General features: G+C 52.6%; 19 protein-coding genes and 2 riboswitches. Of the genes, 9 read left to right on the forward strand and 10 right to left on the reverse strand.

The window, feature by feature from the left end:
- Positions 1 to 82 precede the first annotated feature (82 nt).
- Positions 83 to 223, reverse strand: coding sequence for a hypothetical protein (locus KP014_RS04920; protein WP_175491865.1), 141 nt, complete (start codon positions 221 to 223; stop codon positions 83 to 85).
- Positions 224 to 535: 312 nt separating this feature from the next.
- Here KP014_RS04920 and KP014_RS04925 point away from each other — a divergent pair, with 312 nt between their 5' ends.
- Positions 536 to 3,652 (forward strand): EAL domain-containing protein, encoded by a 3,117-nt coding sequence (locus KP014_RS04925; protein ID WP_051499914.1) that lies wholly within the window; start codon positions 536 to 538, stop codon positions 3,650 to 3,652.
- 135 nt (positions 3,653 to 3,787) lie between these two features.
- Here the strand turns inward: KP014_RS04925 and KP014_RS04930 are convergent, their stop codons facing one another.
- Complete coding sequence (locus tag KP014_RS04930; RefSeq protein ID WP_036594209.1) at positions 3,788 to 4,825, reverse strand: GGDEF domain-containing protein; 1,038 nt, start codon at positions 4,823 to 4,825, stop codon at positions 3,788 to 3,790.
- Between the two features lie 210 nt (positions 4,826 to 5,035).
- A riboswitch (purine riboswitch) is annotated at positions 5,036 to 5,135 on the forward strand.
- 74 nt (positions 5,136 to 5,209) lie between these two features.
- Here KP014_RS04930 and KP014_RS04935 point away from each other — a divergent pair.
- The 5 genes from KP014_RS04935 to KP014_RS04955 all read left to right on the forward strand — a co-directional run bounded on the left by KP014_RS04935 (position 5,210) and on the right by KP014_RS04955 (position 11,620).
- Positions 5,210 to 6,640: an NAD(P)/FAD-dependent oxidoreductase gene (locus KP014_RS04935; RefSeq protein WP_036594210.1), complete on the forward strand. Its 1,431-nt coding sequence runs from the start codon at positions 5,210 to 5,212 to the stop codon at positions 6,638 to 6,640.
- Positions 6,641 to 6,808: 168 nt separating this feature from the next.
- Positions 6,809 to 8,473, forward strand: a complete 1,665-nt coding sequence (locus KP014_RS04940) for a sensor histidine kinase (RefSeq protein ID WP_036594211.1) — start codon at positions 6,809 to 6,811, stop codon at positions 8,471 to 8,473.
- Positions 8,470 to 9,195, forward strand: coding sequence for a LytR/AlgR family response regulator transcription factor (locus KP014_RS04945; protein ID WP_036594212.1), 726 nt, complete (start codon positions 8,470 to 8,472; stop codon positions 9,193 to 9,195). Before KP014_RS04940 ends, KP014_RS04945 begins: the two co-directional genes overlap by 4 nt.
- A gap of 127 nt (positions 9,196 to 9,322) precedes the next feature.
- Positions 9,323 to 10,579 carry an L-lactate MFS transporter gene (locus KP014_RS04950; protein ID WP_036594213.1) on the forward strand — a complete coding sequence of 419 codons (1,257 nt, stop codon included), beginning with the start codon at positions 9,323 to 9,325 and terminating at the stop codon, positions 10,577 to 10,579.
- Positions 10,580 to 10,798: 219 nt separating this feature from the next.
- Positions 10,799 to 11,620, forward strand: coding sequence for an alpha/beta fold hydrolase (locus tag KP014_RS04955; RefSeq protein WP_036594214.1), 822 nt, complete (start codon positions 10,799 to 10,801; stop codon positions 11,618 to 11,620).
- Between the two features lie 76 nt (positions 11,621 to 11,696).
- On the opposite strand, the gene KP014_RS04960 is transcribed toward KP014_RS04955, so the two are convergent.
- Complete coding sequence (locus tag KP014_RS04960) at positions 11,697 to 12,542, reverse strand: LysR family transcriptional regulator (RefSeq protein ID WP_036594215.1); 846 nt, start codon at positions 12,540 to 12,542, stop codon at positions 11,697 to 11,699.
- Between the two features lie 129 nt (positions 12,543 to 12,671).
- On the opposite strand from KP014_RS04960, the gene KP014_RS04965 reads away from it, so the two are divergent.
- Both KP014_RS04965 and KP014_RS04970 read left to right on the forward strand, forming a co-directional pair.
- A complete protein-coding gene (locus KP014_RS04965; protein ID WP_090834239.1) occupies positions 12,672 to 13,781 on the forward strand; it encodes a Gfo/Idh/MocA family protein in 1,110 nt (369 codons plus the stop codon).
- A gap of 156 nt (positions 13,782 to 13,937) precedes the next feature.
- Positions 13,938 to 15,308, forward strand: a complete 1,371-nt coding sequence (locus KP014_RS04970; protein ID WP_036593376.1) for an aldehyde dehydrogenase — start codon at positions 13,938 to 13,940, stop codon at positions 15,306 to 15,308.
- 126 nt (positions 15,309 to 15,434) lie between these two features.
- On the opposite strand, the gene odhB is transcribed toward KP014_RS04970, so the two are convergent.
- Together odhB and KP014_RS04980 are read right to left on the reverse strand one after the other, a co-directional pair.
- Positions 15,435 to 16,739 (reverse strand): 2-oxoglutarate dehydrogenase complex dihydrolipoyllysine-residue succinyltransferase, encoded by a 1,305-nt coding sequence (gene odhB / locus KP014_RS04975; RefSeq protein ID WP_090834240.1) that lies wholly within the window; start codon positions 16,737 to 16,739, stop codon positions 15,435 to 15,437.
- Between the two features lie 31 nt (positions 16,740 to 16,770).
- On the reverse strand, positions 16,771 to 19,656 hold the full coding sequence (locus KP014_RS04980) for a 2-oxoglutarate dehydrogenase E1 component (protein ID WP_036595227.1): 2,886 nt from the start codon (positions 19,654 to 19,656) through the stop codon (positions 16,771 to 16,773).
- 476 nt (positions 19,657 to 20,132) lie between these two features.
- A riboswitch (cyclic di-GMP riboswitch) is annotated at positions 20,133 to 20,222 on the forward strand.
- A gap of 26 nt (positions 20,223 to 20,248) precedes the next feature.
- On the opposite strand from KP014_RS04980, the gene KP014_RS28595 reads away from it, so the two are divergent.
- Complete coding sequence (locus KP014_RS28595) at positions 20,249 to 20,401, forward strand: anti-repressor SinI family protein (RefSeq protein WP_090834241.1); 153 nt, start codon at positions 20,249 to 20,251, stop codon at positions 20,399 to 20,401.
- A gap of 95 nt (positions 20,402 to 20,496) precedes the next feature.
- Here KP014_RS28595 and KP014_RS04990 read toward each other — a convergent pair whose 3' ends face one another.
- The 5 genes from KP014_RS04990 to KP014_RS05010 all read right to left on the reverse strand — a co-directional run bounded on the left by KP014_RS04990 (position 20,497) and on the right by KP014_RS05010 (position 26,184).
- Entirely contained in the window at positions 20,497 to 20,841 is a 345-nt protein-coding gene (locus KP014_RS04990; RefSeq protein ID WP_036595225.1) for a helix-turn-helix domain-containing protein, read from the reverse strand.
- A 163-nt stretch (positions 20,842 to 21,004) separates the two neighbouring features.
- Positions 21,005 to 21,979, reverse strand: a complete 975-nt coding sequence (locus KP014_RS04995) for an aldo/keto reductase (protein WP_036595223.1) — start codon at positions 21,977 to 21,979, stop codon at positions 21,005 to 21,007.
- A gap of 112 nt (positions 21,980 to 22,091) precedes the next feature.
- A complete protein-coding gene (locus tag KP014_RS05000; RefSeq protein WP_036595221.1) occupies positions 22,092 to 22,658 on the reverse strand; it encodes a PadR family transcriptional regulator in 567 nt (188 codons plus the stop codon).
- Positions 22,659 to 22,665: 7 nt separating this feature from the next.
- Positions 22,666 to 24,186, reverse strand: coding sequence for an MDR family MFS transporter (locus tag KP014_RS05005; RefSeq protein WP_036595219.1), 1,521 nt, complete (start codon positions 24,184 to 24,186; stop codon positions 22,666 to 22,668).
- Positions 24,187 to 24,345: 159 nt separating this feature from the next.
- Positions 24,346 to 26,184 carry a diguanylate cyclase gene (locus KP014_RS05010; RefSeq protein ID WP_051500053.1) on the reverse strand — a complete coding sequence of 613 codons (1,839 nt, stop codon included), beginning with the start codon at positions 26,182 to 26,184 and terminating at the stop codon, positions 24,346 to 24,348.
- Positions 26,185 to 26,286: the final 102 nt, after the last annotated feature.

The following is a 26,286-nucleotide window of genomic DNA, read 5'->3' on the forward strand; positions in this document are numbered from 1 at the left end:
ATGCGCATACAGGAAATACGGCAGCGTAAACAGCAAAAAAGCCGCATTCCGGCAAACCGGGCAGCGGCTGTTCAAGTGTAAGTCAGCAGTTCTTGTAAGTTATGAACTGCAGGCGGGATTTGATTTCTTTTTGCCATTTCACATCTCCTACCTTGACGGCAAGATTAAACAAATCCAGGTAATCATCAACCTTCAGTGACGTCCGGGCAGCGGCTGCGTTCATATGCAATCAGTCTCCTTCAAATTAATTTCAACAACAGTTTTTAATAATGATAATCATTATCACCAAAACCATTATTGTTATTATCCACATAATACGTCTAAAAATCAATATGAAAAGTGAAATATCTCACTTTGAAATGTTACAATTTTAAGCAAACTGACAAGAGAAGGAATATTTAATAATGTAAGCATGGATATGAGAAGTGATATTTACGATTAGAGATGGTGTTTTATACTAATGTTAGCAGGATATCTCCCAATATTTGTCGAAAGATCTTATATAGTTAATAAGTACTCGAAAAGGAGAAATTGTATGAGGCGGTTCAAAGTCATTCTCCTGTTTTTTATTCTACTTATACTTTTGCCGGATGCCGCTTACGCTGCAAGAGAAGAAGTCGTCTACAAGGCGGAACTGGACTATCCTCCCTACAAATATATACAGAATGAATATTTGACCGGCTTTGACATTGATCTCACCAATATGATTTTCGGGAAGCAGGACTACCTGGTTCATTATGGCAGCGACTCATGGAGCAAGGTATACCAGCAGCTTCGCGACGGAGAGATTGACACGGCGGGAATGATGGCTGTAACCGAGGAGCGGAAGAAGGACGTTCTCTTTTCAAGTCCTGTCATGAAGATCCGTATTTCCGTGTACGCCCGGCAGGATTTAAAGGATGATATTGATCTGGAACACTTGGGCAATTATAAAGTCGGCGTGGGGGCGGGACAGTATACCGAGGACGTGCTTCGGAAGAGGCTGGGGGTCCCTGGCTATACTGCGTATCCGACGGTGGCGGAAGCTTTGAATGCTCTGGGCAGGGGCGATATTGATCTCCTGTTCGAGAACCAGACGGTCGTTGATTATCTGATTGTGGAAGAAGGATTAACCGACAGCATTATACATAAAATGAGAAATCTTTATCCGGCGGACGTGGCTTACGGAGTCAGTAAAACTTCACGGGAACTTGTGCCTTATATTAATGACCGTCTGAAGCAGTTGAAGCAGAGCGGGGCGTTTGAAGAGCTGTACCAGCAGTATTTTTTCGAGCATTCCGAAGATTACCGCAACAGGATGCATTTGAAGACCATCGCCTGGATCGTGATCGGCTGCTGTCTGCTGGCCGTAGGCGCTTTCCTTCTCAGAATGTATATTAATCATCTGCGCCGGATTATTCAGGCCGAGCAGCAGTTTTTCGAGGATATGATCGAGCATACGGGCGTTCTGGTCTGGGCGGTTTATGAGGACAGGACGGTGCTGCGCCTAAACAAGTACGGTGAAAAAGTCATCGGCCTCAGGGAGAAGGAAATCATCGGAAAAAGCCTGGACGATGTGGTGGTGAGAGTGCCCGGCGGAAACAGGATGATAGAATTACTGTGCCGGGCGGCCTTGAAGGATTTTGTCAGCCATGTTGAATTTCAAATCCCGGACGGAGTTTCCGAGGGGCGATACTTTACGTTCCGGACGACGCTGATTAAGGGGCTTGGGGGCGGCAATTCAAAAGCTTTTGTACTGATCGGCATAGATATCGACGAGTCTAAGCGTAATGAGCTGGAGCTGCAGCACAGCTACAGGAAGCTGGAAGCCACTCATTTAGAGCTGGCAACCGCAAAGGAGGAGCTGCAGGATCAGAACGGCAAGCTGAGCTACAGCGAGCAAAGATTCCGCCTGGCTGTGGAAGCCTCCGGCGCCTTTTTGTGGGAATACGATCACGAGAAGCAGGGGCACTGGGTATCGGAACGCTGGTATGAGGTCATGGGTTATAAACAAGATGAAATTGATCTTTCCGTGGAAACGGTGCTTGGTTTGATCCATCCCGATGACCGGGAGCGGGCAAGCAAGGCCCGGGAGGAGCATCTGGCGGGCCTGACGCCGCTGTATGAAAGTGAATATAGAATGCGGACCAAGAGCGGGCATTACTTCTGGTTTGAGGTCAGAGGCAAGGCGACTTACGACAAGGGGGAAGGAATCCAGCTGTTCCTTGGTTCCCTGATCGACATTAGCAACCGGAAACAAATGGAGCTTAAGCTTAGCGGCAGCTATCAGGAGCTTGAAGCGACCTACGAGCAGCTTGCGGCAACGCAGCAGGAGCTTGTGGACCAGTATGACACTCTGCTGGAGAATCAGAGAAAGATGCATCATCTCGCCTATTTCGATTCTTTGAGCCATTTGCCCAACCGTCTTTTTCTGCTGGAGACGATGGAGGAATACTTCGGGCGCCCCGGCGGCAGCGCTGCGCTGCTGTTCGTGGATACGGACAATTTCAAATACATCAATGATACGATGGGCCATAAGTTCGGCGACATTCTCATCTGCCAGGTGAGCGAAAGACTGCAGTCGATCATTGTTCGTGACGGCAGCATGCTCTCAAGACTGGGCGGCGATGAATTTGTCGTATTCTTAAAAAATATTGAAGAGCATAAGGAAGTGCTGGCGCTGGCGGAGCAGCTGCTCCTCGAGTTCAGGAGACCGTTCGAGATCGGTGAGAGCAGCGTTTATGTCTCCGCCAGCATCGGAATCTCCTTCTACCCGGAAGACGGAAATACGACGGAGGAAATTCTCAAAAATGCGGATGTGGCGATGTACCGCGCTAAGGAAGCGGGCAAGGGCGTTTATGCCGTATACGACAGGGGGATGCACACCGAGTTTAACGAGCGGGTGGTGATTGAGAAGCATCTGCGCAGCGCGCTGGACAATGAGGAGTTTGAACTATTCTACCAGCCGCAGGTTGATCTCCTTACCGGCGCCATTTCCGGCTTTGAAGCGCTGATCCGCTGGAACAGCCCCGTTCTCGGCTTCGTCTCGCCGCTGTCGTTCATCAAGATTGCTGAAGATTCCCGGCTGATTATCCCTATAGGGGAATGGGTGCTCCGGAAGGCCTGCCATTTCATGTCGGGGTTGTGCCAGCAGAAAAATAATTGCTATAAAATTGCGGTCAATATCTCGGTTATTCAACTGCTGCAGGACGATTTTATCGAAACCGTGCTGAACGTCCTGTCCGAAAGCGGAATTTCCCCCGGGTGCCTTGAACTGGAGATTACGGAGACGGTCTTCATTGAATCGTTCGAGCGGATTGTCGGTAAGCTGGAGTATTTAAAAATGCAAGGCATCCGCATCGCACTGGACGACTTCGGAACGGGCTATTCATCGCTTAGCTACCTGCAGCAGCTGCCGATTACCACGCTCAAGATGGATAAGGCCTTTATTGATCCGCTGTCGGACGATTCATACAGCCAGTCGTTTATCCGGACGATGGTGTCACTGGGTCATGAAATGGGGCTGGAGGTCGTAGCGGAAGGCGTGGAAGACAGCAGCCAGCTGGTTATTCTTGAGGAGGCCGGATGCGACAAGGTACAGGGCTACCTGTTCAGCAGACCGCTCTCGCAGCGGAATACGCAGGAGCTGATGCGACGCCATAAGCTTGATTAGGCTGGAGGTAACCCGGTATGTCGTAAGCACCCAGCAAGCCGAGTGAAATGATATTCATGTTCTGCAAGAAAAATAGGGATGTCTACAGTCCAGCCTTATGCTGGTGTGGACATCCCTTTCGCTGTTTCCCTGGCATTATAGAATGACGATTCTGTTCTTTCCCGTCTTCTTGGCTTCATATAGAGCGTCGTCCGCCTTCTGGAAGACGAGGCTTTTGGAGCCGGCACCCTGAAAATCATGCATACCGATGCTCACCGTTACCGATTTCCCTTCCATTTCGGCAATGGGCAGACCGGCGATGCCTGTCCTGACCCGTTCCATGATTTCATGGGCTGCCTCAAGCGGCTTGGCGGTCAGAATGACGACGAACTCTTCGCCTCCGTAGCGGGCGGCAAAGTCATCTGCACCGATGTGATCCAGTATCGTACCAGCCACTTGCTTTAGCGCAATATCCCCTACCCAATGCCCGTAGGTATCGTTGACCTTTTTAAAATTATCGATATCGAGTATGGCCAGCTGCATCGGAAACGGATTCGACTCTTGGTGTTCGATCAGCCAACCAAAATATTCGTGAAAGGTCTTGTGATTATACAGATCCGTCAGCGGGTCGATCTTGGACAGACGGTCCATAATGATATTCTGGATGCGCAGATCCTGCTCCGATTTCTCCGAGCTTTCCAGCGAGCGGATCAAGTCCCGTCCCCGGCGGATTACGGCAAGCCCTGTCAGCAAAGTTGCCACAATAATGCTCATGGTCAGAATCATTTCAATCCGCATGTCTTCGTTGCCAATCGTTCTCCCGAACACCACTACGGTATACAGCAGGGCAGCTATCGAGGAAAGAAGCAGGTACGCAGTCTCTAGATAGATCATGGATACCAGAAGCGGAAGCAGCAGGAAGAACGGTTTTACATGAATATTCTCCGAAAGAAAAGAAATGATCAGACTGGAAATAAAGTAGCTTCCAATGGTGATAGAGATTTCAGAAAACGCAGTCTTCCATTTATAAACGCACTCAAGCAGAAGAATGATGCCCAAAATCATTAAATCGGGCAGCAAGCTATGGGAGTTAAGCATTTGATTTAATAAATGGACCAGCAGCATAATCCAGAAGGCATTCAGCAGCAGACGGTTCCAATTTAATTGACGAGGAGTATGCAAAGAATTAAACATAAGGTGATCCTCATTTCCAGTCTCGATGCTTATATAATTCGACAGAAATCCCCATTTTCCTCCCTTGCGACGGAATGATTGCAATGTTCGGATTTTATATATATTTATTACAATAATCTTAAAATTAATGCGAATCATTCTTTGAAACACGAATAATCGTCAATATTTCAATTGACATATTCGTCTATATTCGATAAGATTCTAATGGCTAAATAAATATTTCTTGCTGTTCGTATATCCTCAAAGATAAGGTTTGGGGGTTTCTACAGGGAACCGTAAATTCCTGGCTACGGATGGGTGCCTTTGGCCTACCCTGACACCGGCCGGGATTTTTGTTGTGCTGCCCTTACTTTGGATGGATAAATTCGATTTCTGGAGGAACAGATGAGTAAATATGATGTGATTGTCGTTGGTGCCGGTCCTGCCGGTATTTTTACCTGTTATGAGCTGACCCGGAAGGCCCCTCACTGGAAAGTGCTGTTGATAGACAAGGGACATGACATCTATAGACGCAGCTGCCCGATTATGGAGGAAAAGATTCAGTTCTGTCCACCGGCTGCCGGCCGCAAGGAATTTGCCGGATGTCTGCCGGCCTGTTCCATTACCGCAGGCTTCGGAGGGGCGGGGGCATACAGCGACGGAAAGTTCAATATTACGACCGAATTCGGGGGATGGATGACGGATTATCTGCCTCCTTCCAGAGTTCTGGAGCTGATCCGCTACGTCGATGCCATCAATTTGGAGCACGGGGCGACGGAGACGATCACCGATCCCACAACCGATCCGATCCGGCGCATCGAGCAGCGCGGGTACGCAGCCGGACTCAAGCTGCTGCGGGCGCAGGTGCGCCATCTGGGAACGGAGCAGAACCTGGAAATCCTGAAGTCGATTTACGAATATTTGCGCACCCGGATTGATATGCTGTTCAAGACGGAAGTGCAGGACATTGAGACGGTTAATGATAACGGCACTCACCGGGTTACGGGTGTTACGCTCAAGAACGGGGAGACCTACGAGACGGGACTAGCCATGGTCGCTCCGGGACGCGACGGTTCCGCCTGGCTAACGGAAGTGCTCAAGAGACATCGGCTGAAGATGTACAATAACCAGGTGGACGTTGGCGTCCGGGTGGAAACCTCGGATGTCGTTATGCAGGAGATCAACGAGCATCTCTATGAAGGCAAGTTCATTTTCAATACCTCGGTTGGAACCCGGGTCCGCACGTTCTGCAGCAATCCTTCCGGACATGTTGTCGTGGAGAATCACAGCGGGGTTATGGCGGCGAACGGACACTCGTACAAGGACCCTGCGCTCGGTTCCACTAACACCAACTTTGCGCTGCTTGTTTCCCATAAATTCACCGAGCCGTTCGATAAGCCCAATGAATATGCGCGCGAAATTTGCAAACGGGCGAATGACCTGTCGAGCGGAGGAGTCATCGTGCAGAAATACGGGGATATTTTGCGGGGGCGCCGCTCTACCGGAACGAGAATCGCCGAAGGCTTCGTCGAGCCTACGCTCAAAGAGGCGGTCCCGGGCGACCTTGGTCTTGTGCTGCCTTACAATACGATGAAGAGTCTGATCGAAATGGTGGAGGCGCTGGAGAAGGTAACGCCGGGCATCGCCTCCGAGCATACACTCTTCTATGGAGTGGAAGCCAAATTCTATTCGGCCCGTCCGAAGCTTACGGAGACGTTCGAGACGGAAATTTCCGGCCTTTACTGCGGCGGAGACGGCGCGGGCATCACGCGCGGGCTGGCCCAGGCGGGTGCGGCGGGGATTTGGGTAGCACGGGGCATGCTTGACCGGGCCTAAGCCGTTTGAACCGCGCGCGGATTAACAGGTCTCTCAATTAACAATTAAGGGAAGCTGCTTGTTCTCCTCATTAGTAAGGAGCCGGAGGCTTTCCTTTTTTTCGTGGACATTTCACGGTTCATCTGTCTATAATGACCGATATATTTTAATTATGGGGGCAAGTAAGCGATGCAGTATACGTTCGTCATCCTGCTGCAGCTGCTGGAACGCGCGGCGCTGCTGCTTATGACTCTGTTTGTATTGACCCGGGTGCCGCGCTTCAAGGAGATTTTTCAAAAAAGGGCCTACACTCCGCAGGAGCTGTTTATTGCAACCGTCATTTTCAGCCTGTTCGCCATATTCAGCACGTACAGCGGAATTAAGGTGGAAGGCTCTCTCGTCAATGTGCGGATCGTAGCGATCATGGCCGGCGGCATTCTGTTCGGACCCTGGGTAGGGCTGATTACAGGCCTGATCTCCGGGGTTCACCGGTTTCTGATCGATATCGGCGGCGTCACCTCGGTACCCTGTCTGATTACCAGCATCGCGACCGGCGTCGTCTCGGGAATCATCTACCGCCGCACATCCGCCGAGCGCCGCTGGAAGGCCGGGATTCTGGCGGGTATGGGCTGCGAAGCGCTGACGATGCTGCTGATTCTCGTTATGGCCCACCCGGCGTCGCTTGGCGTAGAGATTGTATCGAAGATTGCCTTTCCGATGATTATGAGCCAGGTCAGCGTCGGACTCATCGTCATGCTCGTCCAGAGCGTAGAAGGGGAGAAGGAGCGGATCGCGGCAAGACAGTCCAAGCTGGCCCTGGATATTGCCAACAAGACGCTTCCCTATTTTCGCAGCATCAATCCGCAGTCTCTGCACAAAATATGCACGATCATCAAGGAAGACATCGGCGCGGATGCGGTCGCGATTACCGATACCCGGTGGATTCGCGCCTACGTCGGCATCGGTGAAGAGTATTACGCCGAGAAGAACGAGATTATCAGCGAGGAGACGAAGATTACGCTGTCCAGCGGGGAGATTACGATACGCAATAACGATACCGACTACAATCATCAGCATATCAAATCGCTCATCATCATTCCGCTCAAGGAAAAGGGAATCGTTACCGGCGCGCTCAAAATTTATTACACGAAAGCCCACAAAATCACGTATTCCCTGCAGGCGATGGCGATCGGCCTGTCGCAGATGATATCTACGTTAATGGAGGTCTCGCGGGTGGAAGATATCAAGGAGATGGCGAACAAGGCGGAGCTGAAGGCGCTGCAGACCCGAATTAATCCTCATTTTCTGTTCAACGCGCTGAACGCTATCGTTTCCTCCATTCGTATTGATCCGGACAAGGCCAGGGAACTTATTATCAATCTTTCGGGTTATATGCGGTACAACCTGGAGCTGACGGACGACTTCATCGATATCCGCAAGGAGCTTCAGCAGGTCCGGCAGTATGTGGAGATCGAGAAAGCGCGCTTCGGCAGACGCCTTAAGGTTCTCTACGATATCGACGACGAGACGGAAGTACGCATCCCGAGCCTGATTATTCAGCCCTTGGTGGAAAATGCGATTGTACACGGCATACTGAAAGGGCGGGGTGCGGGAACGGTAATGATTTCGGTCAAGGACCGGGGGGACAGCGTGCGGATCGGCATCCGCGACACTGGGATCGGCATCGGTGAAGAAACGATTCAGAAGGTGTATGATGGCAGCATGCCGGAGAACAAGATCGGGCTGTTCAACGTGCATCAGCGGGTGAAGCTGATTTACGGCGAGGGACTGACGATTACTAGGCTGGATAAAGGGACGGATATTACTTTTGACGTCAAAAAGGAGAGCCGATGAGAGCGATAATCGTAGAAGATGAAGAGCTGGCCAGACAGGAGCTTGCCTATTTGATTCAGGCGAACAGCGGCATCGAGATCGTCGCCCAGTTCGAGGATGGTCTGGACGCGCTGAAATTTTTGCAGACCAAGGAAGTCGATGTGCTGTTTCTGGACATCAATATTCCTTCTGTGGACGGCGTGCTGCTGGCCCAGAATATCAGCAGATTTTCCGTAAAGCCCTATATTGTGTTCATTACCGCCTACAAAGAGCATGCAGCCGAAGCTTTCGAGATTGAAGCGTTCGATTACATCCTGAAGCCGTACAGCGAAACAAGGATTAAGGGGATGCTGGGCAAGCTGGAGGCGGCCTTTGCGCACCGACCCGGCGGGGAAGAGGAGCGCAGTCCAGTCAGCAACAAGATCAATCTGTGGAAAAATGAAAAAATTATCGTGGTCGACGCCGATGACATCTACTACGCCTCGGCCCAGGAGAAGACGACGAGCGTCTTTACGCGAAACGAAGAGTACTCCATGGGAATCAGCATCAGCGAGTTTCACGGCCGGCTGCCGCAGGAACGTTTTTTCCGCTGCCACCGGTCTTTTATCGTCAACCTGTCCAAAATCAAGGAAATCATCCCCTGGTTCAACAATACGTATCTGCTGCGGCTGCGCGATCTCGACTTTGAAGTGCCGGTCAGCCGGAGCAAGGTAAAAGAGTTCAGGCAGATTATGCGGCTGTAGAGGCAGTTCATTCCTTCTTTTCGTCATTTCATTCCGTATTTGATCCGCATTTTTGCAGGCGAGTTACAATAAAGATGCAAAAGGCGCTCATGAACGCGGCAATATCGGATGAAAGAAGGAAATGACCATGTCGGTAGGCACTAAAGCAAACAATCGCTTCCTCATTGTACTGGGAACAATCATTATGCAGATGGGTCTGGGTACCATTTATACATGGAGCTTGTTCAACCAGCCTCTCGTGACCAAATTTGGCTGGCAGCTAAGCTCGGTATCCACTACCTTTTCTATAACGAGCTTTGCGCTGGCATTCGCGACACTCTTCGCGGGCAAGCTTCAGGATAAAATCGGGCTTCGCCGCCTGACAGCGGTGGCTGGAGTTATGCTCGGTCTCGGTCTAATGTTTAGCTCGCAGGCAAGCTCGCTGCCGATGCTTTATCTGCTGGCAGGGGTCATTGCCGGGTATGCGGATGGAACGGCTTACATCACTTCGCTGTCGAATCTGATTAAATGGTTCCCTAATCGCAAAGGACTCATTTCGGGAGTGTCGGTCGGCGCTTACGGAACAGGAAGCTTGGTCTTCAAATATGTGAACGGCAGTCTGATCAGTTCGGTCGGCGTATCCCGGGCGTTCCTGTACTGGGGCATGATCGTAATGGCTATGGTCGTCATCGGTTCCCTGCTTGTGCGTGAGGCTTCGGTTGTTAAAGCTTCGCCGTCTCTCTCGGCGACGGATACCGGAAACGTAGTCAAGGATTACACGGTTGGCGAAATGCTTCGCACTAAGCAAGCCTATCTGCTGTTTGTCATTTTCTTTACCGCCTGCATGAGCGGCCTTTATTTGATCGGTATCGTAAAGGATATCGGCGTGAAGCTGGCCGGATTGGATGTGCAGACCGCGGCTAACGCGGTGGCGATGATCGCGATTTTCAACACGGCGGGACGCCTTATTCTCGGCGCGCTGTCCGACAAAATGAGCCGCCTGAAGCTGGTTGCCGGGACAATGGCCATTACTGCCGTCGCCACGCTGACTCTGAGCTTCGCGCAGCTGAACTTCGGACTGTTCTTCGCCTGTGTGGCCGCTATCGCTTTCTGCTTCGGCGGCAATATTACCGTCTTTCCGGCTATTGCCAGCGACTTCTTCGGCCTGAAGAACCACAACAAGAATTATGGCATCATCTATCAAGGCTTTGGCCTTGGGGCATTGTCCGGTTCGATCATTGCCGCCTTCCTGGGCGGATTCAAACCGACCTTCGTCACTATTGGCGTGCTGTGCGCGATTGCCTGCCTGATCGCAGTATCCTTGAAGCCTCCGGTTGGAGCGCGCAAGGAACGCAAACGGAATACGGAGGTACAGAGCCGCACTGCGTACGGACGGATCTCTTAAAGGCAGCAGTAAGTTTCAAATGATGTCGGACAACAGACCGCCCAAACAAGATTTCAATAATCTCCTAAAAGAATAGAAAAAGGGCGGCAACATGTAAGGAGACTGTTCCCTGAGGGTCATACCAGGCCTGAAGGGACAGTCTTTTTCGTATGGGAACATACTTTCGAAATCAGGGATATAGTGGTAAAATTATAAAATGGAAAAGGGAGGAAGCGTTATATGCCATACTGTCAAACCGGAAAAGCGGAGCTTTATTATGAGGATTGGGGCGAGGGAAGGCCGATTGTGATGATCCACGGATACAGTCCCGACCATCGGCTGATGAGCGGTTGTATGGAGCCTGTATTTAGGGGAAGAAAAGGCTGGAGACGGTTGTACATTGATCTGCCGGGTATGGGAAGGTCACGTAATTATCAGGATATCGGCAGCTCGGACGAGATGCTCGAAGCGGTCCTGGCTTTTCTGGATGCCGTGCTTCCGGGTGAGAACTATTGTCTGGTTGGGGAATCTTATGGCGGCTATATGGTTAGGGGAATCATTGCAGATCGTCCGGAACAAGTGGATGGCGTAGCTTTGATTTGTCCGATGATTATACCGGAGAAAAAGGGCAGGAAGCTTCCCGCACATTCCGTTGTTCATACGGACGCGAATTTTGTGGAAAAGCTTACAAAAGAACAACGGGACGATTTCAGTTCAATCGGAGTCGTCCTTGATGAATATACCTGGAATCGCTACAACGAGGAGATTTTATCGGGCTGCCGATTGGCCGACGAAGATTTTCTGGCTGCGATCAAAGCCCGGTATGGCTTTTCATTCCCGGTGGATCAGGACGAATTTCATAAACCGGGACTCTTTGTCGAAGGAAGGCAGGATTCCATGACGGGCTACATAGATGCTTTTTCCATCCTGAACAAATATACCAGGACTTCATTTGCGGTGCTGGACAGAGCGGGTCATAACCTGCAAATCGAGCAGCCGGGGCTGTTCAACGCCTTGATGCAGGAATGGCTGGACAGGGTGGAAGAGGACGGGATAAAGTAACCGGCAGAGAGCTTTAGGGCGGATCTCAACAAATCCGAATTCGAAGCCTGCGTGGCGGAAGTCGAAACTGGTCATTTTACAAGAAATGACTGGTTTCGATAAACTGCCTCTCCAGTGGCGAAAGCTCATAGTTCAAACGGGTAACGATATATTTGTCGATGTACCGGTACTCCGGTGGAAGCTGCACAAAATGATTTAGCTTATATTGCTGCGCAATGCGCTTGGAAATCACGGAAATTCCCATGCCCAACCGGGCAAATTGAAGCAGCGTCTCCAGCACGCCAACCTCGATTGCATTGCCCTTCTGAAAGCCATAAACCGAATATAATTGCTCCAGAATCGAAGTGTACAAGCAGTCTTCGGACAGAATGATCCGATTCTCCTTTTGTAGACAGTACTCCAGACTTGCGCCTTCTGCTGCCTTTCTTCCGATCAGAACCAATTCCTCTGTCCCGATTTTGCGGTAAGTAAGCTGCGAGGAAGCGGTTTTTCCGATGGTATAAGCCAGGTCGATATTGCCTTGAATCAGTTCCTGTTCCATTTTTTCCGTTGTTCCGGTTTTTAGCGTTACTGAAAGATCAGGATATTTTTCATATAGATTCGTGAGCGCCAAAGTTATCTCTCCGCTGATGACGGATTGCATGGTACCGAGCCGAAGCTTGGCCTCTCGCCGGTTCATCGCTTGCTCTGTTTCTTCCCAAAGTACCAGCAGCTTTTTGTACTGACGGTACAGTTTAATTCCTTCCTCCGTTAATTCCATCCCTCTTGCGCTGCGTATAAATAATTGCTGCCGATAGTGTGCCTCCAGCTTTTTGATTTTGGCCGTCATATTGGATTGAAGATGATTCATTCTAGAGGCGGCGGCAGAGAGGCTTTTTAATTCAGCTACCGTAACGAAAGCTCGGATATTATCGATGTCCATCCTTCTCTCTCCCTTTTCCCATCAAAAAAAATGATACTACTATGCTAAATCAGCATTATTCTAAAAGGTTCATGTTCAGTATACTTGCTCTGTAAAATCATTTCACCCCCCGCAAATGGAGGAATTAACATGAGTAATGAACGTATTCGAACGGGCATCATCGGCGGCTCGCTCAATCATCAATGGGCAAGCCAGACACATATTCCTGCGCTTAGGAATAGCCCCGTGCATCAAATTACCGCTATTGCTACTTCCAAAATGGAGAGCGCCTTACAGAGCGCCGCGGCCTTGGATGTCCCTCTTGCTTTTGCAGGACATAAAGAGCTAAGCCAATCCGCTGAGGTGGAATTGGTTGTAGTGAGCATCCGGGTTCCTTTCCATTATGAAGCGGTGAAGACCGCTATTCTGGCCGGAAAGAATGTATACTGTGAGTGGCCTTTGGCAGCTACCACCAGTCAAGCCGAAGAATTGGCCGAGCTTGCCGACCAGGCCGGGATTCATCATGCGATTGGTCTTCAGGCACGGCTTGACAATGCGGTACTTGAAGCAAAGAGGAGAATTGAAAGCGGCGAAATAGGCAGGATTCTATCCTGCACCATGCAAGTATCCACTCAAGGCAAAGGCGGTGTGACGGACCGAAAGGGTGCATACCTGTTGATGGAGGAAAATGGCGCTACGCTGCTCACGATTAATGGGGGGCATTCTCTGGACGTTCTGTGTTATCTTTTGGGTGATTTCAAGGAATTGTCTGCTGCAATGAACAGTAACTATTTACAAGCCGTTTTTACGGATACAGGAGAACCAGCAGCTAAGAATACAGCGGATCAGATTATGATTCACGGGACATTGAAAAGCGCGGCATCGGTTTCCGTCCATATTCAAGGAGGCGCCTATCCGGGGTTCACTATGGATATCCAGGGTGAGAAAGGAGTTATCCGGCTGCGGCAGCAGTCTTCAGTGGGACATGTGCAGTTTGGAAATTTGCAGCTTCAGCAGGCGGTGTATGCACCCGGCAGCTCGGCAGCAAGCAGCATGGATGACTTTATAACCGTTCTCCCTGAGAAAGAGGAGACCAGGTCCCCCGTGCAAAATGTTCTAAAGGCTCACACAGTACTTGCCAGGGATATTCTTGATCATACCTTTCAATCAGCAAATTTTCATGATGCGCTACGGCTCCATCGGCTATTGGACACCATCAGGCAAGCAGCATCCACGGGACAACGGCTGAAGCTGAGCTGACCCAAGTTTTCGCAGAATGATGGCATTTTGAAAAAAGCTTGCTTTAGGCTTGTTCAGCCGGAGTGAGCTTTTGATATTTTAGCAGACTTTTGATATTTTAGCGGATAAGTGTAATATGATAGTTCGTAGAACGCATCAAACGGAGGATGTTGTAGAATGGTGAGCTATGGAAGGCTGATCGACAGACAACGATCTTTTTTTGCGAGCGAGGCAACAAAAGAATTAAGCTATCGGATCGACGCGCTTCGCCGTCTTAAAGCAGGCATACAGAAGCATGAAAGACAGCTGATCAATGCTTTAAAAGCGGATCTGAACAAATCCGAATTCGAAGCTTACTCGACGGAAATTGGAATTGTTCTTGAGGAAATCAGCTTTACGCTGAGGCATTTGCGGGCATGGGCCAAGCCTCGTAAGGTAAAGACGCCGATCACTCATTTTGGCACCAGGGGGTACATTTATTCCGAGCCGTACGGCTCGGCCTTGATCCTCGCTCCCTGGAATTATCCGTTTCAATTGGCCGCCGCTCCATTGATCGGCGCAATCGCGGCAGGAAACTGCGCGGTCCTGAAGCCGTCGGAATTAACCCCGAGGACTTCGGAGACAATCGGAGAGATCATCCGTACAAGCTTTCAGGAAGACTATATTTCTGTCGTTCAGGGCGGTATTGAAACGAGCGAGGCGCTGCTTGCGGAGAAGTTCGACTATATCTTCTTTACCGGGAGCGTTCCGGTCGGGAAGATCGTCATGATCGCTGCCGCAAAGCATCTGACGCCGGTGACCCTGGAGCTTGGGGGGAAAAGCCCTTGCATCGTTCATGAAGACGCCAATCTTAAGCTGGCCGCGAGGCGCATTGCTTGGGGGAAGTTCATGAACGCCGGACAAACCTGCGTAGCGCCGGATTATATCTACGTCCATCAAAGCGTTAAAGACCGTTTTCTGAGTGAGCTGGAAAGCGCGGTAAAGGAATTGTACGGGGAACGGCCTCTGCTGAATCCGGACTACACGCGGATTGTCGGCAGGAAGCATTTTGACCGGCTTGGGGCGTTTCTGGGGAATGGAACACTGGCATTCGGCGGAGGAACGGACCCAGAGAGATTAACCATCGAACCAACCGTTCTAACGGACATTGGCTGGGAAGATCCAGTGATGCAGGAGGAGATTTTCGGGCCTGTCCTACCGGTGCTGGAATACCGCCATCTGTCCGAGGCGATTTCCAGGATACGCAACCAGCCGCGGCCGCTTGCACTGTATTTATTCACGGAAAGCAACAGCGTGCAGGAGGAAGTGCGGGAGAGCGTTTCTTTCGGCGGAGGCTGCATCAATGATACCGTATATCATATCGTTTCGCCGTACCTGCCTTTTGGCGGAGTAGGGAGCAGCGGGATGGGGGCATATCATGGGCAAGCGAGCTTCGATACGTTCTCGCACAGCAAGAGTGTTATGAAGCAGACGACATGGTTCGATCTCCCGTTCCGGTACCCGAACCGGAAGAACGGGCTTAAGAGCATCAAGCGGTTCTTGAAATGACAAAGCTTAGGCTAGGGAAGAGTGGAAAAGAGAATATCACACTCCATTTCACTGGGGAGAGATATCCTCTTCATTTTAGACAAAAAGCCATAGAATGAAGCCGTGCTATCGCGACAGATTCTGCGCTTAGCCTTCCAGCAGCAGCGCTTCAGGGTCCTCCAGCAGTTCTTTGACCTTGACAAGGAAGCTTACCGCTTCGGCTCCGTCAACGATCCGGTGATCGTAGGACAGGGCGATGTACATCATCGGCTTGTTAACGGTCGTTACTTCGTCGATGGCGATCGGGCGGAGCTGGATTTTGTGCATGCCCAGAATGCCGACCTGCGGAGCATTCAGGATCGGTGTCGACAGCAGGGAACCAAATACGCCGCCGTTGGTAATCGTGAAGGTGCCGCCCTGAAGATCGGAGAGGGCGAGCGTGTTGGCACGGGCTTTGGCGGCGAGCTCGGCGATCTGCCGCTCGATCTGCGGGAAGCTGAGCCGGTCGGCCTCCCTCACCACTGGCACGACCAGTCCTTCCTTGGCGGACACGGCGATGCCGATATCATAATACTTCTTGATGATGAGGTCCTCGCCGTCAATCTCGGCATTGAGCAGCGGATACGCCTTAAGCGCGCCGACCACCGCTTTGGTGAAGAAGGACATGAAGCCGAGGCCGATGTCATGCTTCTCCTTGAAGTTATCCTTGCGCCGCTTGCGGATATCGAGGATCGCGGTCATGTCCACCTCGTTGAAGGTGGTCAGCATGGCCGCCGTATGCTGCGCCTCCACGAGGCGGCTTGCAATCGTCAACCGTCTGCGCGACATGCGCTTGCGCTCGGTCTCCTTGCCGTCCGCCGCCTTGGCCTCAGGCGGCGTGCCGCCGGCCGGTGCGCCCTGCGTGGGCGCGGCCGGCTTCGGCGCAGCGGGCGCCGCTGCTGCGCCGAAGGTCTTCACATCGGCCTGGCCAATCCGGCCGATGGGATCGCGCGCGCCGACCTCGCCGAGGTCGATGCCGCGCTCGCGCGCGAGCTTGCGCGCACCCGGCGTAGCCAGGTACGCGGCGCCGCTCTCGGCGGCCGGGCCCTCCGGGGCGGCCGCCAGGGTCCCGGCTGGCTGCGCTGCCGGCTGCTGCGCCGCCGGCGAAGCCGCAGGCGCTTCCGGCGCGGCTGGCTTGCCGCTGTCCGCTGCCGAAGCCTCTTCGGCTCCGCCGCTTCCAGCGCTGCCGATCAAGCCGATCACTTCGCCGACCGCGACATTGTCTCCGTCTCTGCGCAAGATGGCGGAAATGACGCCGCTCTCCTCCGCGCTGATTTCCAGGTTTACCTTATCCGTCTCAAGCTCTGCCAGCACATCCCCCTGGCCGACATGGTCGCCTTCTTTTACGATCCACTTGTAGATCGTTCCTTCGGTAATGGATTCGCCCAGATCGGGCACTTTAATTTCGGACACAGGCCGCTACCTCCCCAAATTGTGATTAATGCTATCGTGACACCGTCCCGGAAGGAGACGGTACAGCCGCTTTCGTTTGCGAGTTCGAGTTCAGTGCTTCCGTGACGATTCTGCGTTGTTCAAAGGTGTGGACGTCCGCATACCCGCTGGCCGGGCTTGAGCGTTCCGGACGGCCGATATACCGTACAGCGGTATTGCTTGGCGCAATGGCGCGCAGCCGCGGCTCGATATAGCTCCAGGCGCCCATGTTCTTCGGTTCCTCCTGGACCCAGATGATCTCCTGCAGAGAAGTAAAATCGTTCAGGTAGACGGCCAATTCGCGCGCCGGGAACGGGTAGAGCTGTTCAAAGCGCAGGATATGCAGCCAGGACAAGTCCTGGCCCGCTGCCGCTTCCAATTCGGCTTGCAGGTCAATGGCGATTTTTCCGCTGCATACGACCAGACGTTTCACTGCGCCCGGAGTCTGCCCGAGCAGCGGTTCCGGGAGCACGGGCTGAAATTGGCCGGATGCCAGCTCTAAGCCGGAAGAAGCGCTGCGCGGGTTGCGGAGCAGGCTCTTCGGCGCCATGATGACGAGCGGCTTTGCGTCCGCCTGTCCGCACAGAGATGCCTGGCGGCGGAGCAGATGGAAGTACTGCGCGGCGCTGGTAAGATTCGCAACCGTCCAGTTTTCTTCTGCGGATAGCTGCAAATACCGTTCCAATCGGCCGCTGGAGTGTTCCGGTCCTTGCCCTTCGTAGCCATGGGGCAGCAGGATGGCCAGGTTGCTGCGCTGCGTCCATTTGGCGCGTCCGGCAGAAATGAACTGGTCGATAATCACCTGCGCGGCATTGGCGAAATCGCCGTACTGCGCTTCCCACAGCACGAATGTCTCCGGTGCAAATACATTGTAGCCGTACTCGTAGCCGAGCACCGAAGCCTCCGACAACGGGCTGTTGTAGACGCCGAAGGAAGCCTTGGTATCTTCAAGCTGGTGAAGCGGAGAATAGAGTTCTCCCGTTTCACTGTCGTGAAGCACGAGATGCCGCTGCGAGAAGGTGCCGCGCTGCGCGTCCTGGCCGCTCAGACGGATTGGCGTTCCGTCCTGGAGAATGGTCGCGAAAGCCAGCGTTTCGGCCAGCGCCCAATCCACCTTTTCCCCGTCGTTCAGCAGATCCTTGCGCCGCTGCAGAATCCGCTGCAGCTTCGGGTACACCTTAAAGCCTTCGGGAAAGGACAGCAGCTGGCGGTTAATGCTCTGCAGCCTGCCCAGCGGAACAGCTGTAGGCGCTGAGCTTTCTTCATCCGTCTGCAAGGCGACGGCTGTCTTCGTTTCGCCGTTCTTTTGCTTACCCTCTTTCATCCGCTCGTAAGCCTGCTGAAGCACATTGTCCGCTTCGGCGCTCATCTTCGCCAGTTCATCCTGGGTAATCACCTTTTCGCGCTCCAGCCTCTCGGCATAAATCCGGAGAACGGTAGGATGATTCTTCACCTTGCCGTAGACGATCGGCTGGGTCATTTCGGGATCATCCATTTCATTATGTCCGTGCCTGCGGTAACCGATAAGATCGATCAGGAAATCTTTCTTGAACAGGTTGCGGTAAGCGCTGGCCAGGCGGACGGCGTCAATGCAGGCTTCCGGATCGTCAGCATTGACATGGACTATCGGAATTTCATAGCCTTTGGCAAGATCGCTTGCATAGTGCGTGGAGCGGGAATCCTCGCTCTCTGTCGTGAAGCCGATCCGGTTATTGACGATGATGTGGATCGTTCCGCCATTCTGGTATCCCTGAAGCTTGCCGATATTCAGCGTCTCCGCTACAATGCCTTCGCCGGGGAAGGCGGCGTCTCCGTGGATCAGCACAGCCATGGCCTTGTTCGTGTTGAGCACAGGCAGCCCCGGAGCGCTTCGGTCTTCCTGGGCCGCGCGCGCAAAGCCTTCCACGACCGGGTTGACGAATTCCAAGTGGCTCGGGTTGTTGGCAAGCGTCAGACGGGCTCGTACGGTCTCGCCTTCATGGAACGCGCGGTCGGCGCCCAAATGGTATTTTACATCTCCGGTCCAGCCGTAGTTGATGCCCATGGAGCCTTCGGACGGGAACAGCTCCTTGTTTGGAGAGTGGTGGAATTCGGAGAAAATAATATCGTATGGTTTACCCAAGATATGCGCGAGCACATTCAAACGGCCCCGGTGGGCCATCCCCATCAGGATATGCTCCGCGCCGTCGTGCGCGGCCGCGCGGACAATTTCGTCCAGCATGGGAACAAGCGCATCATTGCCTTCCAGACTGAACCGCTTCTGGCCGACGAATGTCTTATGCAGGAACGTCTCGAACTGCTCCACCTGGATGAGCCGGCCCAGCAGCCCTTTGCGTTCCGCCGGAGTCAGCGGAGCGGGCGAGGTGGCCGATTCGGCCTGGCTGTTCAACCAGCGAAGCTCCTGCTCGTCGTGGACATGGCCGAACTCGTAAGCGATCGTCTTGGTATAGGTTTGGCGCATCCGGTGATAAGCGTCCCAGCCTGTCAGCACATCCTGCGGAGCATTCTCCCAGATAAGCGAAGCCGGCAGGGCAAGCAAATCTTCGCGCGTAAGCTCATAAGTCTCGGGGTCCAGCCATTTGGCCATGGAGGTATGGCCCTGTTCCAGCGGGTCAATGTCGGCCGCCAGATGGCCAAAAATGCGGATGCTAGCGATCAACTTGGAGGCTCTAACCGCTTTGCGGAGCCAATCGGTATCTTCGGACAGGGACGGTCCGGGAGTTCTGGCAGCCTCGGATGTCAGCGGAGGAGGACCATAGATGGTGAATAGTTCGCGGTAGTGGGCTTCCACTGAAGAAGGATCTTCGGCGAAATGTTCGTACTTTTCCTGAATGTAGCCCAGATTGGGACCGTAATACTTGCTCCAGACGGATTCGTTGTAGGACTCTTTGGCTGACATGAAACATCCTCCTAACAGTTAAACTCCAAAGGTGGCGGTGAACAAGGAGGGCCCGCTTTTGGAGCTTCGATGGTTACGTTTACATTCTATAATAAAAAGAAACCATTATAAAGTAAGTGCCTCATCCTATTGTGCTACTTTCAACATTTGTAATCAATTCAAGCTTTCGTCCAATTCGTTCGAAAAAAGGCATAATTTTGAGCAGGACCAACATAGAGGGTTCTCTGTTTTCAAAATTAATGGTTAGCAGACTTGAAAAATGGGTATTTGTCATATATAGTTCATTCATACTACTAAGATCATACATATGTTCAAGTTATTTCTACTTCCGGGTGCCGTTTGATCAACTCTATTTTTTTCTCCGCGCATACTTACTTATTTCCAAAATTCGACACACTTTTGGGCAAGCTTCTTGTATAATATTCTTGCAAGACTCGTTGTAATGAGAACAAGATCAGATCCTTGAATAGCAAGGGTCCAGTAAAAGGTAAACTTGCTGAAAGGCAGGGGCACAAAGTCTCGGGTCTAAGGTAATTTTTATATACTACGACGGCCGGACTGCCTGGGGACAAAAATCTTAGGAGGAGATTTTTTGGACAAGTCCAACCAGGGGAACATCGGAGAGCTGCAGACGTCAGAGCTTGATATGGAATGGGTGTATTTGCTTCTGAAAGCAAAGAAGCAAGGGCTCCAAGTGGATGAGATTCGTCGGTTCTTCAATGACAGGACCCTTAAGGCAATGTAGCAAGAGGGGTCTGACAGGGCATTATCAATTGAAATTTGAGAGAGGACATGGCGGCGCGGCGTCATGTCCTCTGTATGTTTGTGGGCTTTGCTGGGTCACTGGTCCTTCTGTTCAAGACGCCATTTCTGGTAATCCAGAAACTCCTTAAACTCGCGTTTACTGACGCCCGAAGCCATAGCCTCCTGAACCAGTTTGAACCATTCGGAATCCAGCGGTTCCTCCTGCGTATCGGAAATCTCCCCATAGAGAAGAACGTGAACGGGAACGTCCAGAGCCTCGGCAATTTTTTCAATGAATTGGATAGAGGGGTTGGATTGAATGTTGCGTTCAACATTGCTTAAGTATGATTTGGCCACATCAGCCTTGCCCGCCAGCTCGGATAAAGATAATCCCTTCTCCAGACGAAGATGCTGAATGTGTTGTCCTATATTATCTGGCACGATGAGTTACGCCCCCCTCCTTGTTTTTGGTACTAGTATAGCAAAGGTCCGCATACAAGGCAAAGCAGGCATTTTCCAGAAATTCTAACGAATCTGAAAGCTATCGGCGGCTGGGCGCTGCCTTCTATCCCTTCGATTTCTGCGGCGGCGCGCCAGCGAATCGTCAGGGTAACGGCACGCCCCGGGAGCTGACGTACAGGTCATACCATTCCTTACGGGTAAGTGCAAGCTTGTCCGCCCCTTCGCAGGCTGAGATGCGCTTCGGATTTACCGTTCCGATGACGGGCTGAATCGTGGCCGGATGCGCCATCAGCCAGGAGAGGACAATCGCTTCCGGGGTTGTCCCTTTCTCATCGGCCAGCGTACGGACAAGGCGCGCGGTGCTGCGGACCGTTTCGGATTCTCCGTCCAGCGGGCGACCGCTGTATTTGCCCTGGGCCAGCGGCCCCCACGCCTGAAGCTGGATATTCTCCAGTCTGCAGTGCTCGACCGTTCCCTCGGGCATACCTTGCTCTCTCCAGGCTTTCTGATTGACGCTTACAACCGAATCGAGCCAGTAGATCTTCTCAAGGCTCATCTCCAGTTGATTGACGATAAACGGCTCTTCGCTGTATGCCTGAAGCAGCTTGATCTGCCCCTCGCTCATATTGGAGACGCCGAAATGCCGCACCTTGCCGGATTGCTTAAGCAGGTGAAGCGCTTCGCCCACCTCTTCAGGGTCCATCAGCGGATCGGGCCGGTGAAGCAGCAGAATATCAAGGTATTCGGCTCCCAGACGAGACAGGATGCCGTCCACGCTGCTCAGGATATGGCTCTTGGAGAAATCGAACACGTTGGAGCTTTCGCCCGGTTCGGCCAGCTTAATGCCGCACTTCGATTGAAGAATGATACGTTCACGCAGCTCCGGCCGTTCTTTAAGGACGGTGCCGAATACTTGCTCGGCTTTGCCGCGGGTGTAAATATCGGCATGGTCGAACATGTTGACGCCGATGGAGAGCGCAGCTTCGACAGCCTCATGTCCTTCATTGATCTGCTCTTTGGTAATCGCCTCGCGGTCCCAGTCTCCACCAAGGCCCATACAGCCCAGGACAAGCCGGCTTGCGGGAATTCCGCGCTTGTTAAGCGGTAACGTTTTCAATTCAATCCCTCCGTCATAGTGATAGATGATTTCAGAGATATTGTACAACTTTGGAAGCCAGTACGATACTTTTAATCGCTTAAGAAGCGGTGCCAGGCGGCATACAAGGGGGCTACTCCTTTAGATCCAAGGGCTTCCCGATATCGCCGAGCTTGTGCGCCCGTACGTCAGCGTACAGGCGCTTCAGCCATTTCAGTTCCGTCAGGCTGTGCTCATATTTGCCGTACATGAGATGAAGCGCGGCGCGGGGAACGGTGGAAACATGCTCTTCATAGACCTGATAAGCGAGATTGACCTGATGCTCGGTCTCCCGGATGCGCTCCTCCAACAGTTTCGCAATCTTGTCCGGATCAACATGCCGCGAGAAGGCGAGCGCGAGGTACATCGGATGATAGAGGGTGTCGTTCTGCTTAAACAGCTGCAGCAGGAGCTGCTCGAACAAGGCCCTTCCCGAACCGGTGATCCGGTATATGGTTTTGTCCGGCCGGTCGCTGCTGCGGATAATCTCAATCTGTGCAATCTGTCCGTTCTTGGCTAATTGGTCGACGGCGTAGTACAGGGAGCCCATTTGCAGCTTCGTAATCTGATCGATCGCGCGGTCTTTCATCACCAGCATCATTTCATAGGGATGCATGTCCCGTTCCAGCAGCAGCCCGAGAATAGCCAGCTTCATTGACATGGCAGCTCTAATCCTTGCTGGTCGCCGGCTGCGGAGCTTTACTGCGGGTGAAGAGGCGGTCCTTCGGCATGAGCAGCACGGCCGCGAGCCCTAGCACCGCCGGAATAAGCGCCCACAGGAACGTATGCGCAATGGAGGAAGACAGCGCGGCTGAGATTTTCTCAAGCACGGGAGCCGGAATCTGCGCTCTTGCTTCCGGGGTCAGCGCGGCGCGCGGATCGCCGAAGGCGGATGACTGGGCGCTGCCGCCGAACGTAGCGCTGAGTTTGTCCGTGAACAAATTGCGCTGGGTGATGCCGAAGATGGTGATCCCGAGCGTCATGCCAAGCGAACGCATAAAGGTGCAAGTCGACGTGGCCGAACCGCGCTGGCGGACATCAAAATGATGGACAGAGGACATGTTGAGCACCGAGAAGGAGAATCCGACGCCAAATCCGGTTACAGCCATAAAGAGATTGACCTGCAGGCGGGTAGTATCCGGCGACAGGGTCCCAAGCAGAGCAACGCCGGCGACGAAGAAGACAGTGGACAGCAGCATGATGTTCCGGAAGCTGGCCCGGGCTGTCAGCTGGCCGCCAAGCTGGGCGCCGACGACCGAACCGATCATCATCGGCATCAGAATCAGGCCGGAATTCGTGGCGGAGCCGCCGAATACGCCCTGCACGAAGATTGGGATGTAGACGGTTGCCACAATGAAGGCTGAGCCGTAGAAGAGAGCAGCCAGAGCGCTTGTCGCGAACAGCCTGTTCCGGAACATGCTGAATGTGATAACGGGTTCGGCCGCACGCCGCTCAATGAGCAGAAAGGTGATCAGCAGCACCGCAAAGCCCGCGAACAAGCCAAGAATGGCGGAGGAGCCCCAGGCATATTCCTGCCCGCCCAGCTCCAGAGCGAACATGAGGCAGATAATAGCGCCGACCAGCGTAAAGGCGCCGCCCCAGTCGATCCGCTGCTTGGAGTGAGCCACCGATTCTTTGTAGGCCAGAGCGATCATGATAAAGGCGATCACCCCGAGAGGGAGATTGATGTAGAATATCCAGCGCCAGCCGACATAATCGGTGATATAAGCGCCAAGCAGCGGACCGAGGACGCTTGAGATGCCGAAGACCGCGCCGAACAGTCCTGTCATCTTGCCGCGCTTCTCCGGCGGAAAGATATCGAATATAATCGTGAACGCGATCGGCATCAGCGCGCCGCCGCCCACACCTTGAATCGCTCGGTAGATGCTGAGCTGGGTAATGCTGCCCGCGGTGCCGCAGAGGGCCGAGCCGACCAGGAACAGCAGCAGTCCGAGCATGAAGAAGCGTTTGCGTCCGTACATATCGGACAGCTTGCCGAAGACGGGAGTACCGGCCATCACCATGACCATATACGCCGAGGTTACCCATACCAGCTTGTCCATCCCTCCGAGGTCGGAGACAATTGTTCCCAGAGCCGCCGCGACGATGGTATTGTCCATGGCCGACATCAGGACGCCAAGGAGCAGACCGGCAACGACCAGCTTCAGGTTGCTTTCTTTGGAATGCATTGCTTAATACTCCTTTTCTGTAAGTTAGTGAAACTTATTATATTCAAATTTGAATAGGGGATCAATACATTTTTTGACCAAAAAAGAACCCCACTGCGAGTGGAGTCCTGCTGCTCACGCTTATTCGGTTTCTTCGCGCCCCCGTGGAAGGCAAAAGGCCTATACCGCGGCTTCCTTGGTGCGCAGCTGTCTGGATTCGATATAGCTGATGAAGAACTCTGTAAGCTCCGGATCGAATTGGCTGCCCGCACACGCCCTGAGCTCGACAATCGCCTCTTCCACGGATTTGGTCGGCTGGTAGGGACGTTCCGTCGTCATCGCGTCAAAGGAATCGATAATGGTCAGCATCCGGCACAGCCTTGGAATTTCCTCGCCCTTAAAGCCGTGCGGATAGCCTTTGCCATCGTACCTTTCGTGGTGCAGTTCGATGTAGGGGGCCAAATCCTTAAACTTATCGCCCATAAGCGCCATTTGCTTGCCCCAGGTCACATGCCATTTCACCATTTCCCATTCCTCGGGCGTGAGTTTCTCCTTCTTATTTAGTATGCCCCAGGGAATTTCGAGCTTGCCGATATCATGGATTAGCGCTCCCAGCGTGAACTGGCGTTTGGACAGGCTGTCCAGCAAGAGCAGCTCGCTGATGTCCATCGCGTACCGGAATACCCGTTTGGAATGCTTAAAAGTTTCCAGGTCCTTGTACATGAACAGGTTAAGCTGCTGCTCAATATCACGTACGTCCTGGCTGAAATCGATATCCTGCTCTTGCGGCGATTGGTGGCCGTAGACATGGACCATATTCTTGCCCTGCTTCTTGGCGTAGTACAATGCCTGGTCGGCCTGATCTACAAGCTCCGATTTGTCATGAATGTCGCTGCGGTAGCCCGCGATTCCTGAAGAAAAGGACAGACAGCCCTGAGGGAAGATCTCCGCCCCTTCAAAATGGGAGTTGTTCAGCGTTTTGCGCAGACGGTCGAGAAAGCTTTTAGCCTGTTCGGTGTCGTATGAAGGCATCAGGAGTGTAAATTCTTCCCCACCGTAGCGGGAGACGACCATTTCTGGGCTGCCGCATTCCTTTTTCAGCAATTCCGCCAAAAAAACGATCAGCCCGTCACCCTTGAGATGGCCGAAGTGGTCATTATATTTCTTGAAATCGTCGATATCGATCATGGCCAGCGACAACGAGGAGCCCGTGCTTCTGGACTTGCGCATTTCCTCTTCCAGCGTCAGCTCGAAATAGCTGTGATTGAACAGACCTGTCCGCGGGTCCCGGTTCGCACGTTCTTCGATGTCCCGGTACATCGCGAACATCTGCTTGAACGCATAAGACAGCAAAACGCTGAGACAGAGAAACAAGGCCAGCCCGAAAATATGATTATGATATAAAAGGATGACCAGCACCAGCGCCAGCACCAGCGTGCTGAGGTAGGCAATGATCGTATCCTTCATCATTCCTTTTAGCGTTTCGTACAGATTCTCATTATAGAAGACATAGTAGTAAAAGACGATCAGCATCGTATTCAGCACGAAATATATCGCCATGCCTCCGGCATACGCCAGCAGATGGCTGTCCATGAGCGGTCCCCGTACGCCGCCCAGCGCGGTAAAGGAGAAAGACGCCGAGGCGATAATGATTGAGTATATGGCAAAGTTGATTAGATGCTTCCACCAGATGGTCTTGCGTTCAATCAGGAAAATAGCCACGGACGAGACTAGAAGGACGGTTAAGCTGAACGTGGGGCCAAACACGAAAATACAGGCCAGATAAACGGAGGAGTCGAGGGATAACCCGTTGCCCTGCGGAGGAAGCTGGAATGTAAAGAAAGTCAGTACGACAGCCGCTCCGGATAGCGCATACACCCATACCCAGGTTGGAGCAGTATAGTGAATAAAAGCGCCCTGATTATATATCGTGAACAGACCGAGTCCCGCCAGACAAATGGCAATTGCGTAAAGGTGACTCAGGTTCAGCTTGGCTATGAGCGTTTTCCACTTTGGCAAAAGTTACCCTCCTCTCGCAAGTATCTTGATTGTCCCATATATTTTAAGGGATATACCGGAAATTTCATAGATGCCGATGGGCAAAATACAGGGATATAAGAA

The organism is Paenibacillus sophorae (assembly GCF_018966525.1).
In the GTDB taxonomy this organism is placed as follows: Bacteria; Bacillota; Bacilli; order Paenibacillales; family Paenibacillaceae; genus Paenibacillus_AQ; species Paenibacillus_AQ sophorae.